Here is an 11570-nt window from a genome sequence, read left to right as displayed (position 1 = left end):
AAAAATCCGCAGTCCGCGGTCAGCCGGTAAATGCACATATGACTGCCCGCCCTCCCGGAACCCGTATTTTCATCGTAACAGCGCCGCCCGCACATCACTCCGGGCTTCCCCGCCCGGGCAGAATTGCATAGAATAAGCCGTTCTCAACGGGGTGCATGTGAATGCTGAGAGATACCCGTCGAACCTGATCCGGTTAATACCGGCGTAGGGATTTGAGAGTCAGCCCCCTCAGATCCTTTGCGCCTTGCTAAATCACGCCTCAAGGAGCGCAAAGTGTTAAAAAAAATTCTGCCCGTTTTACTGGTTGTCTGCACCCCGGCACTGGCCGCCAAACCTGTGTTAACTGTCTATACCTATGACTCTTTTTCGTCAGACTGGGGCCCCGGCCCGGCGGTAAAAAAAGCCTTTGAAGCCCATTGTGGCTGCGAGCTGAAGTATGTCGCTCTGGGCGATGGTGTGGCTCTGCTCAACCGCCTGCGCATGGAAGGCCGCCACAGCAAAGCCGATGTGGTCGTCGGACTGGATAATAACCTGCTGGATTCTGCAGAAAAAACCGGCCTGTTCGCCCCGTCAGACGTCAGCACCGGCCAGCTTACCGTACCGGGCGGCTGGACCAGCAAAACGTTTGTACCTTATGACTATGGCTACTTCGCGTTTGTCTACAATAAGAAAACGCTGAAGAACCCACCCACCAGCCTGAAACAACTGGTTGAGAGCCCTGAAAAATGGCGCGTCATTTATGAAGATCCCCGTACCAGTACACCGGGACTGGGCCTGCTGTTATGGATGCAGAAAGTCTATGGTGATAACGCCCCGGCCGCCTGGAAGAAACTGGCGGCGAAAACAGTGACCGTGACCCGTGGCTGGAGTGAGGCCTACAGCCTGTTCCTGAAAGGTGAAAGTGATCTGGTACTTAGCTACACCACGTCACCGGCGTACCATATCATTGAAGAGCATAATAATAATTATGCCGCCGCGGATTTCAGTGAAGGCCATTATATGGAAGTCGAAGTTGCCGCGCGCCTGAAAAACAGCCCGCAGCCCGCACTGGCAAAAGCGTTTATGCAATTTGTCACGAGTCCGGACTTCCAGAAAACATTGCCGGAAGGCAACTGGATGTACCCGGTCATAAAAATGCCACTGCCTGCCGGCTATCAGCAACTGGTCACTCCGAAAACAGCCCTGCAATATTCCCCTGAACAGGTCGCTGAACACCGTGAAGCCTGGGTGGATGCCTGGCAAAATGCAGTGAGTCAGTAATGCCTCGCTGGCTTATTCCCGGGCTGCTTGCAGCCCTGTTAAGTTGCAGTGTCGCACTACTGGCGCTGGTCAGCCTGTTCTGCAACGCGCCGCAGGTGCGCTGGCTGAGTCTGCTTTCCGACCCTTACCTGTGGCACGTCGTCCGCTTCTCGTTTGAACAGGCGACGCTGTCCACTGCCCTCTCTGTACTGCTGGCCATACCCGTGGCCAGAGCACTCTATCGTCGTCGCTTCCCGGGACGACGATGGTTACTTCGCCTGTGTGCCATGACGCTGGTATTGCCGGTACTGGTGGCAGTGTTTGGCATTATCAGTGTCTATGGCCGTGAGGGCTGGCTGGCACAGGCTTGCGCCTGGCTGGGCCTGCCCTATACCTTCTCGCTCTACGGGCTGCATGGCATCTTACTGGCCCATGTCTTTTTTAATCTTCCTCTGGCGGCTCGCCTTCTGTTACAGACCTTTGAACAAATACCCGCCGAACAGCGCCAGCTGGCCGCCCAGCTTAATATGCAGGGACTGAATCTGTTCCGCTGGCTGGAGTGGCCCTGGCTTAAACGCCAGTTGCTGCCGGTGGCTGCACTGATTTTTATGCTCTGCTTTTCAAGCTTCGCCATCGTCCTTGCGCTGGGGGGCGGCCCCCGTGCCACCACGCTTGAACTGGCGATCTATCAGGCCCTGAGCTATGACTTTGACCCGGCCAAAGCCGCCATGCTGGCACTGGTTCAGTTAGGTTTTTGTCTGACACTGGTCCTCCTCAGTCTGCGGCTGAATACCGTCCTGACCGGTAACACCTCACTGATGTCACCCTGGCGCGCCCCGGAGCAACGCTGGCTGGCACGGTTGTCTGACAGTGTGTGGATCCTGCTGGCCCTCCTATTGCTGATCCCCCCGGTGCTGGCGGTGATCATTAACGGAATTAACGGCAATATTCTGCCCTCACTGCAGCAGCCAGCCCTCTGGCAGGCTACGCTGACCTCCGTCAGCATTGCCTTGCGGGCGGGTTTACTCGCCACCGGCCTGACCGTTATGTTGCTATGGAGCAGCCGTGAGCTGCGTTTACGCGAACACCTGTTTCCCGCCAGAGTGCTGGAAACCAGTGGTATGCTGATCCTGGCTATGCCCGGCATTGTGCTGGCCAGCGGCTTCTTTATGTTTTTTAATGCCACGACAGGGATCCCTGACTCACCCGCACTGATCATTATTGTCACCAATGCCCTGATGGCGATGCCTTACGCTATGAAGATCCTGGATAACCCGATGCGGGATATCGCCCGCGACTATAGCCGGTTATGCCTGTCTCTGGATGTTACCGGCTGGCGGCGACTGCGGTTAATCGAGTATCCGGCGTTAAAACGTCCCCTGGCCCAGGCACTGGCCTTTGCCAGTGTCCTATCGGTGGGTGATTTCGGCGTTATTTCTCTGTTCGGCAATGATGATTTCCGGACCCTGCCGTTTTATCTGTATCAGCAGATCGGCGCCTACCGGCAGCAGCAGGGTGCCATCACCGCCTTTTTACTGTTACTGGTCTGTTTTATCCTTTTCACACTGATCGAAAAAATAGCAGGAACCCATGCTGACACTGAATGACCTGAGCTACCGTTATCAGTCCCGGACACTAAGCTTTACTTTGCAGGCCGCGAAAGGGGAACGGCTTGCCATCCTCGGCCCAAGCGGCGCCGGTAAAAGTACGCTGCTCAGCCTGATCGCGGGTTTTTTGCCGGTCACCGGGGGAGAGTTATGGATTGACGGGAAAGACTGCACCGGCCTGCCGCCGGCAGAACGTCCGGTCTCGATGCTTTTTCAGGAAAATAATCTGTTCGCGCATCTGAACGTGCAGCAGAACCTGGGGTTAGGTCTGCACCCGGGTCTGCGGCTGAATTCACGTCAGAAACAACAGGTCAGTGATATTCTCCGGCAAACGGGACTGGAAGGCTTAGCTGACCGCTTACCCGGACAGTTATCCGGCGGACAGCGTCAGCGGGTAGCTCTGGCCCGTTGTTTGTTACGCCAGCGCCCCCTATTGCTGCTGGACGAACCCTTTTCGGCCTTAGACCCGCACCTGCGAGAGGAAATGATCACCCTGACGGATCAGCTCTGCCGTGAGCATCACATCACCCTGTTAATGGTCTCCCACCATCAGGAGGACATCCGCCGGATCGCGGACCGGGCCATTGTTATCCGTGACGGACATGTCGTCCGGGAGGTCAATGCCCCTGGCGACGCAGAGATCCCGGGCTTTACTGTCCCGGGATCAGGCAATGAAGACCCGCCATAACAGATGACGGAAGCCCGGCATCATCGGATGGAACTGAAGTGCGACAAATCCGCCAATCGCCAGAATAATCAGTAACGGGGCCAGCCAGCGCAAACGTTCCGTAGATAAAAATCCGGTCGCCGGTTTTTTACTTTTGATAGCGCGGCCCCATCGCCAGCCCGTCCATGCCGCCAGCCAAATCACCACGGCTTCCGCCAGCAACAGCCATTTAAAATCGCTGCTCTGAGCGGTATGCGGTGCATCAATCGCGACGCCGGCCAGTATCCCCGGTAACAGGTACACCGGAGGCCATAACAGGCAGCCGGCAATATTCGGTGGCAGGAACTTCTTCACCGGCAGTTCCAGCATTCCCGCCAGCATCGGGATCAGCGGGCGGGTCGGGCCGACAAAACGGCCGATCAGAATGGTCGCAATACTGTGTTCGTTGAGGGCATGCTCGGTTTTATCCAGCAGTTTCCGATACTTTTGCAGATACTTCCAGCGATGCAGCGGACCTTTAAAACGCCAGCCGATATAAAAAGAAATCCAGTCTCCCAGCAGGCACCCGATAAATCCGGCTCCCCAGGCAGGATACAGCCCGATCTTACCACTGCCGATCAACGCTCCCAGGCTCGCCATCATTACGGTGCCGGGCAGAACTAACCCGACCAGAGCGAGTGACTCAAAAAATGTCACCACCGCGACCGCAAACAGAGCCCACTCCAGCGATTGGGTAAGCAGATGTTGGATCCAGACTTCCATAAAGATTCCTCGAATAAACTGAGCCTGGATTGTCCTGAGCAAGCCCCGGAACGTCAAGCTAAGTGTTCGGTTAAATACAAACAGATACAAAACATCCCGGCACCTCTCCCCTCACCGGGCTCTCTGCCCCCTGTGCTATACTGATGACTCTGCGGCTCCGGAGTCTTTGTGAACAACCCTCAAGCTGGCTTTTTATTAACCCGTCACTGGCGGGATACCCCCCGGGGAATCGAACTTTCTTTCTGGCTGGCCACAGATTCCGGGCCGGTGAAAGTGCGCGTGCCCGCGCAGCAGGCGGTGGCTTTTATCCCGCAGTCCGACACCGAAAAAGCCCGGGCGTTACTGTCACGGGAAAAAGAGGTCCGGCTGAGTCCGCTGCAATTGCTGGATTTTCATCGGCAGCCCCAGGCCGGCCTGTATTGTCCGCAATATCGTCAACTGCAACGGCTTGAGAAATTGTTACGGGAAAATGCCATTCCGGTAGCCGAAGCCGATATCCGCCCACCGGACCGCTACCTGATGGAACGCTTTATCACGGCGCCGGTCTGGTTCAGCGGCGTGGCCCGTGACGGTATGATCGACGAAGCACGGCTCAAGCCTCACCCGGACTATCGTCCGTCCCTGACGTGGATGTCACTCGATATTGAAACAAACGAGCATGGCGAACTGTACTGCATTGGTATTGAGGGCTGCGGTGAGCGGCGGGTAATGATGCTCGGACCACCGACGCCCGGCGGAAAGGCGGTGGATTTCACCCTGGAGTATGCCCGTACCCGCAGGGAACTGCTGGAAATGCTGAACCAGTGGTTCACCGAACACGATCCTGATGTCATTATCGGCTGGAATGTGATCCAGTTCGATTTACGCGTTTTACAAAAACAGGCAGACCGGTATCAGATACCTCTGCTGGCAGGACGCGGCGGTGTTCCCCTCGAGTGGCGGGAACATGGCTTCAAGCCCGGGACCTATATGGCTCAGGCGGCAGGCAGGCTGATCATTGACGGTATTGAAGCACTTAAATCGGCCTTTATGAATTTTGATTCCTTCAGTCTGGAAAATGTCTCACAAGCACTGTTCGGCGAAGGGAAGTTTATCGATGAGCCGGGCAACCGGATGGCGGAGATCAATCAACGCTTTGCGACAGACAAACCCGCCCTGGCACGTTATAACCTGCGGGACTGCGAGCTGGTGACGCGGATCTTCCGCCATACCCGCCTGATGCCCTTCCTGCTGGAGCGCAGCAGTGTGAACGGACTGCAGGCCGATCGTCACGGCGGCTCCGTTGCCTCTTTCAGCCACCTTTATATTCCGCGGATGCATCGGGCGGGTTATGTGGCACCGAATACCGGTGAAGTGGCCCCGGTCGCCAGCCCCGGGGGATATGTGATGGACTCCAGCCCCGGATTATATGACTCCGTGCTGGTGCTGGATTATAAAAGTCTGTACCCCTCCATCATCAAAACCTTTCTGATCGACCCGGTCGGCCTGGTGGAAGGGATGGCGCACCCGGGGGATGAAACTTCCGTCGCCGGCTTTCTGGATGCCCGCTTTTCCCGGCAGACATTCTGCCTGCCGGAGATTGTCGGGCAAATCTGGCAAAACCGTGAGCAGGCAAAACAGCAGAATAATCAGCCACTGTCTCAGGCGCTGAAAATCATTATGAACGCGTTTTACGGCGTACTGGGAACCCCATCCTGCCGGTTTTTTGACCCCCGGCTGGCCTCGTCCATTACCCTGCGCGGTCACGAAATTATGCAGAAGACCCGTGATTTTATTGAACAACAGGGGTATCGCGTGATTTACGGGGACACCGACTCGACCTTCGTCTGGCTGAAAACCGCCCACAGCGAAGCCCGGGCAGAGGAGATTGGTCGTCAGCTGGCAGCCAGCGTTAATGACTGGTGGAAGCAGCAGCTCGCACAACAGTTTCAGCTGGACAGCGCCCTTGAGCTCGAATATGAAACCCACTATTGCCGTTTTCTGATGCCCACCATCCGGGGGGCCGAACAGGGCAGTAAAAAACGTTACGCCGGCTGGGTGAATCATCATGGCCGGGACCAGATTATTTTTAAAGGACTGGAAACCGTCCGAACTGACTGGACCCCGCTGGCCAAAGAGTTTCAGCAAACACTCTATTCTCTGATTTTCCGCCGTCAGTCCTGGCAGCAATACGTCCGGGACACGGTGGCTAAACTGATGGCGGGTGAACTGGATGATAAATTAATTTACAGCAAGCGGTTACGACGTCCGCTGGAAGAATACCAGAGAAATGTCCCGCCCCATGCGCGGGCCGCCAGGCTGTCAGATGACTATGCCCGTAAGGCCGGACATCCTTTACGGTATCAGAAAGGCGGGACAATACGTTATGTGATGACCACCCGCGGGCCGGAACCCCTGAATGCACGGAGCGCCCCGCTGGATTACGATCATTATCTGACACGTCAGCTTGAACCGGTGGCGGACGGAATACTCGGGTTTGTCGGCGGTGACTTCACCACACTAATTACCGGGCAGCTGGGACTGTTTTGATAGGTGACGAATGGCTCGCCTTCCAGTACCATAGCGGCCTCCCTGAATCTCATTGCTCTGCATTTTATTTACCAGACCTTTTGTCTGGTCGCCATGCTATTGCCTGCAGCGCATGAATATCTTTTTACACGTTAAGAGAATCGAGCTAATTATTTATGCCTTTTACACTTGGTCAGCGCTGGATTAGTGATACAGAAAGTGAACTTGGACTGGGGACGGTCGTCGCTATCGATGCACGTATGGTCACTTTACTTTTTCCGGCTACTGGCGAAAACAGACTGTATGCCCGTAATGATTCTCCTATTACCCGGGTCATTTTTAACCCGGGCGATACCATCACCAGCCATGAAGGCTGGCAGTTAACCGTAGAAAGTGTCCGGGATAATGACGGCGTCATGACCTACACCGGCACACGTACGGATACTCAGGAAAGTGATGTCAGCCTGCGTGAAGTCATGCTCGACAGTAAACTGGTATTCAGCAAGCCTCAGGATCGGTTATTTGCCGGCCAGCTCGATCGGATGGATCGTTTTGCCTTGCGTTTCCGCGCCCGTAAATATCAGAGTGCACAATATCGCCTGCCCGTCAGTGGTATGCGTGGCATGCGGACTAACCTGATCCCGCACCAGCTGCATATCGCCCACGATGTGGGTCGTCGCCATGCACCCCGCGTGTTACTGGCCGATGAAGTGGGCCTCGGAAAAACCATTGAAGCCGGGATGATCATTCAGCAACAGCTACTGGCGGGCCGTGCTGAGCGTGTGCTGATCGTAGTCCCTGAAACATTACAACATCAGTGGCTGGTTGAAATGCTGCGTCGTTTCAATCTGCGCTTTGCGCTGTTTGATGATGACCGTTACAACGAAGCGCAGTTTGATACCAGTAACCCGTTCTTTACCGAACAACTGGTCATCTGCTCGCTTGATTTTGCCTGTAAGAACCGGCAGCGCCTGGAAGCGATGTCTGAGGCTGAATGGGATCTGCTGGTGGTCGATGAAGCCCACCACCTGTCATGGTCTGAAGGAAAACCAGGGCGTGAATACCTGGTCGTCGAGAAGCTGGCTGAAAATATTCCCGGTGTGTTACTGCTGACCGCCACCCCGGAGCAGCTGGGTATGGAAAGCCATTTCGCCCGTCTGCGCCTGCTGGATCCGGACCGTTTCCACGATTATCAGTTATTTGTTGAAGAGCAGGAGCAATACCAGCCGGTCGCGGATGCCGTGACTTCCCTGCTGGCGGATACCCCGATCGCGACCAGTGAAGAAGCGATGATCAATGACCTGATCAGTGACCAGGACATTTCAGATCTGATCGCACGGGCAAACAGCGGCGATGAACTACGCCTCGAAGCCCGTAAAAAACTGGTTTCTCTGCTGATGGATCGCCACGGCACCAGCCGCGTTCTGTTCCGTAATACCCGTCAGGGTGTGAAAGGCTTTCCTTCACGTCAACTGCAGCAATTTCGTCTGCCGCTGCCCTCGCAATACCAGACGGCCATCAAGGTCTCCGGAATTATGGGGAGCCGTAAAAGTGCCGAAGAGCGCGCCCGCGATATGCTCTACCCTGAGCAGATTTACCAGGAGTTTGAAGGCGACTCCGGTACCTGGTGGGCCTTTGACCCGCGTGTCGAATGGCTGACCGACTATTTGCTGGAAAACCGTAAAGAGAAAGTGCTGGTGATTTGTGCCAAGGCAGCCACGGCACTGCAACTGGAACAATACCTGCGTGAGCGGGAAGGTATCCGTGCCGCCGTTTTCCACGAAGGGTTGTCTATTATTGAACGTGACAGGGCTTCGGCGTTCTTTGCTTCACAGGAAGAAGGCGCACAGGTCCTGCTGTGTTCCGAAATCGGTTCAGAAGGACGTAACTTCCAGTTCGCCAGCCGTCTGGTCATGTTTGATCTGCCTTTCAACCCGGATCTGCTGGAACAGCGTATCGGGCGTCTGGATCGTATCGGACAACAGAACGATATTCAGATCCTGGTTCCCTGGCTGGAGAATACTGCTCAGGCCGTATTACTGCGCTGGTTCCACGAAGGGCTGGATGCCTTTGAGCATACCTGCCCGACCGGACGAACAGTTTATGACAAGGTGCATCCGCAGTTACTGTCATACCTGGCGGCCCCGGAAAAAACCGAAGGGCTGGATGAGTTTATTGCCGACTGCCGTCAGCAACACGATGCTCTGAAATCACAGCTGGAACAGGGCCGTGACCGTCTGCTGGAGCTGAACTCTAACGGCGGTGAGGCCGCCGTCGGTTTAGCTGAAGCTATCGCCGCGCAGGATAACGATACCGAACTGGTTAACTTTGCACTGAACCTGTTCGATATTGTCGGTATTAATCAGGATGACCGCAGTGATAACCTGATTGTGCTGACGCCGTCTGACCACATGCTGGTGCCGGACTTTCCGGGGCTCCCGGAAGAAGGCTGTACCATCACCTTTGACCGTGATCAGGCACTCTCCCGGGAAGATACCCAATTTATTACCTGGGAACACCCGCTGATCCGTAATGGTCTGGACCTGATCCTGTCCGGTGATACCGGCAGCAGCGCCATTTCTTTACTGAAAAATAAAGCACTGCCGGTCGGCACCTTGCTGGTTGAACTGGTCTATGTGGTTGAAGCTCAGGCACCTAAGCACCTGCAACTGACCCGATTCCTGCCACCGACGCCATTGCGTCTGATGCTGGATAAAGCCGGTAATAACCTGGCGGCGAAAGTCGAGTTTGAAAGCTTTAACCGTCAGCTGAGTGCCGTTAATCGCCATACCGGTAGTAAACTGGTGAATGCGGTTCAGCAGGATGTTTATCAAATCCTGACCCGGGGTGAAGAACTCGTGGTGACCGATGCTCAGGCCGTCATTGAAGAAGCCCGCCGTCAGGCGGACGAGACGCTGACGGCTGAGCTGGACAGGTTACGTGCCCTGCAGGCAGTTAACCCGAATATCCGTGACGATGAAGTCGAAGCACTGGAAACCAACCGTCAGGAAGTGATGGAAAGTCTGGCTCAGGCAAACTGGCGACTGGATGCTTTACGGCTGATCGTTGTCACTCACCAGTAACCGGTTACGGGGGCTTCGGTCCCCGATGGAAACGTGAATGGAACCCTATAATCCTCCCAGCGAACCCTGGCTGCATATCCTTTATCAGGATAGCCATATCATGGTGGTGAATAAACCGAGCGGGCTGCTGTCCGTTCCGGGACGTTTGCCGGAACACCATGACAGTATCATGCTCAGGGTCCAGCGTGATTATCCGACGGCACAGTCGGTTCACCGTCTGGATATGGCCACCAGCGGTGTAATTGTGGTCGCCCTGACCAAAGCGGCTGAACGTGAACTGAAGCGTCAGTTCCGTGAGCGCGAACCTCAGAAGACCTATGTTGCCCGCATCTGGGGCCATCCGGAGGCAGAAAAGGGAATGGTCGACCTGCCGTTAATCTGTGACTGGCCAAACCGTCCGATGCAGAAAGTGTGCTTCGAGACAGGAAAAGCGGCGCAGACCGAATGGCGGGTGACGGACTATTGTGATGAAGCCAGTTGCCGGGTCGAACTAAAACCCATCACCGGGCGTTCACATCAGCTCAGGGTGCATATGCTGGCGCTGGGCCATCCCATTCTGGGAGACCGGTTCTATGCACATCCTGAGGCCTTAGCGATGGCAGATCGTTTGTTACTGCATGCAGAATCACTGACCATCACGCATCCGGCGTACGGTACGCCGATGACATTTCGCCAGCCTGCCGGCTTCTGAACGGCTATCATGAAAAAGGGCCACTTCCCTCGCGGGTAATGGCCCTTCCGTCTGACTACTTAAAACCTTTCTCTTTACGGATCAGGTCATAAGCAGACTGGATTTTTTGTGTCTTCTGTTTCGCCATTTCCATCATTTCCGGCGGTAACCCTTTCGCCACCAGTTTATCCGGATGGTGCTCACTCATCAGTTTCCGGTAAGCCCGCTTAATGGTTGTCGGCTCATCGCCCGGCTTGACGCCCAGCACACTGCAGGCATCTTCCAGTGTCGGTCCGCGTTGCGCTTGCTGATACTGTTCCTGCCGGGAATAACTCCCCCCGGTGAACTGCTCACCTCCCGCCATCATCCGCAGAAACTGATCAAACTGTCCGCGGGAAATGCCCAGTTCTTCGGCAATGACATATAAGACCTGTCGTTCACTGGGATGCAGAATGCCGTCGGCAAAAGCCGCCTGAACCTGAATTTCCAGAAACATCCGAATCAGGTCAAAACGACCGAAACAGGCGCTGCGAAATTCACGCAACTTCTCGCGTAACGGGTACTGACTGTCCTTACCTTCGCGAAAGGCCTGTTGAGCTGAGCGACGGGACTCGCCATGCAATTGCAAACGATCCATAAACGCTGTGGCCATCTGAATATCAGCTTCGGTGACCCGTCCTTTCGATTTGGTCAGATGTCCCATCACCTGGAAGGTCGTGCGAAAAAACAGGTTCTGACGTGACTGGTTGTCAGAAAAATATCCCTGCCCCTTACTGCTCATCACTTTATCGATAGCATGGCCAATCATCATCCCCAGAACCACGCCCCAAAAACCGGCGCCGGAGAGAAGACCTGCCATAAATCCAATTACTTTACCCCAATAGCGCATAAACTCCTCAATTCGCCATGCTTCAGGTCGAAATTTGCATTATCATACCCGTCATTTGCTCAACCGCCTATCGGCAAACCGGATAGATCAGGATTAACACCAGCTTCATAATGCGGTAAGTTAGTCTTCGCCCAATTGTCGGCAT

At 55.1% G+C, this 11570-nt stretch carries 8 protein-coding genes and 1 riboswitch; of the genes, 6 read left to right on the top strand and 2 right to left on the bottom strand.

The window, feature by feature from the left end; genetic code table 11:
• The first annotated feature begins 137 nt into the window (after positions 1–137).
• A riboswitch (TPP riboswitch) is annotated at positions 138–229 on the top strand.
• A gap of 44 nt (positions 230–273) precedes the next feature.
• From thiB to thiQ, 3 genes are read left to right on the top strand one after another with little or no spacing between them, the layout of a single operon-like run.
• Entirely contained in the window at positions 274–1260 is a 987-nt protein-coding gene (thiB, locus tag GTPT_RS05680) for a thiamine ABC transporter substrate binding subunit (RefSeq protein WP_029990243.1), read from the top strand.
• Entirely contained in the window at positions 1236–2846 is a 1611-nt protein-coding gene (gene thiP / locus GTPT_RS05675) for a thiamine/thiamine pyrophosphate ABC transporter permease ThiP (protein WP_029990244.1), read from the top strand. The genes thiB and thiP overlap by 25 nt, the downstream gene beginning before the upstream one ends.
• Positions 2830–3534 carry a thiamine ABC transporter ATP-binding protein ThiQ gene (gene thiQ / locus GTPT_RS05670; protein WP_025901214.1) on the top strand — a complete coding sequence of 235 codons (705 nt, stop codon included), beginning with the start codon at positions 2830–2832 and terminating at the stop codon, positions 3532–3534. The genes thiP and thiQ overlap by 17 nt, the downstream gene beginning before the upstream one ends.
• Here thiQ and GTPT_RS05665 read toward each other — a convergent pair.
• Positions 3511–4275, bottom strand: a complete 765-nt coding sequence (locus GTPT_RS05665; protein WP_025901213.1) for a DedA family protein — start codon at positions 4273–4275, stop codon at positions 3511–3513. The two genes, thiQ and GTPT_RS05665, sit on opposite strands and share 24 nt — an antisense overlap.
• A gap of 168 nt (positions 4276–4443) precedes the next feature.
• On the opposite strand from GTPT_RS05665, the gene GTPT_RS05660 reads away from it, so the two are divergent.
• The 3 genes from GTPT_RS05660 to rluA all read left to right on the top strand — a co-directional run bounded on the left by GTPT_RS05660 (position 4444) and on the right by rluA (position 10557).
• On the top strand, positions 4444–6804 hold the full coding sequence (locus GTPT_RS05660; RefSeq protein ID WP_029990246.1) for a DNA polymerase II: 2361 nt from the start codon (positions 4444–4446) through the stop codon (positions 6802–6804).
• Between the two features lie 155 nt (positions 6805–6959).
• On the top strand, positions 6960–9866 hold the full coding sequence (gene rapA, locus GTPT_RS05655; protein WP_025901211.1) for an RNA polymerase-associated protein RapA: 2907 nt from the start codon (positions 6960–6962) through the stop codon (positions 9864–9866).
• A 37-nt stretch (positions 9867–9903) separates the two neighbouring features.
• Entirely contained in the window at positions 9904–10557 is a 654-nt protein-coding gene (rluA, locus tag GTPT_RS05650; RefSeq protein WP_025901210.1) for a bifunctional tRNA pseudouridine(32) synthase/23S rRNA pseudouridine(746) synthase RluA, read from the top strand.
• Positions 10558–10612: 55 nt separating this feature from the next.
• Here rluA and djlA read toward each other — a convergent pair whose 3' ends face one another.
• Positions 10613–11425: a co-chaperone DjlA gene (gene djlA / locus GTPT_RS05645; RefSeq protein WP_025901209.1), complete on the bottom strand. Its 813-nt coding sequence runs from the start codon at positions 11423–11425 to the stop codon at positions 10613–10615.
• Positions 11426–11570 lie beyond the last annotated feature (145 nt).

Origin of the sequence: Tatumella ptyseos ATCC 33301 (genome assembly GCF_000735525.1) — a bacterium.
GTDB classification, from domain to species: domain Bacteria; phylum Pseudomonadota; class Gammaproteobacteria; order Enterobacterales; family Enterobacteriaceae; genus Tatumella; species Tatumella ptyseos.
The sequence above is the reverse complement of the archived record's forward strand: the minus strand, read 5'-3'. Positions and strand labels throughout refer to the sequence as shown.

What these genes read in the sequence shown, in the direction of transcription:
- thiQ (WP_025901214.1), top strand. Translation starts at nt 2,830, where the DNA reads ATGCTGACACTGAATGACCTGAGCTACCGTTATCAGTCCCGGACACTA.
- rluA (WP_025901210.1), top strand. Translation starts at nt 9,904, where the DNA reads ATGGAACCCTATAATCCTCCCAGCGAACCCTGGCTGCATATCCTTTAT.
- GTPT_RS05665 (WP_025901213.1), bottom strand. Translation starts at nt 4,275, where the DNA reads ATGGAAGTCTGGATCCAACATCTGCTTACCCAATCGCTGGAGTGGGCT.
- rapA (WP_025901211.1), top strand. Translation starts at nt 6,960, where the DNA reads ATGCCTTTTACACTTGGTCAGCGCTGGATTAGTGATACAGAAAGTGAA.
- djlA (WP_025901209.1), bottom strand. Translation starts at nt 11,425, where the DNA reads ATGCGCTATTGGGGTAAAGTAATTGGATTTATGGCAGGTCTTCTCTCC.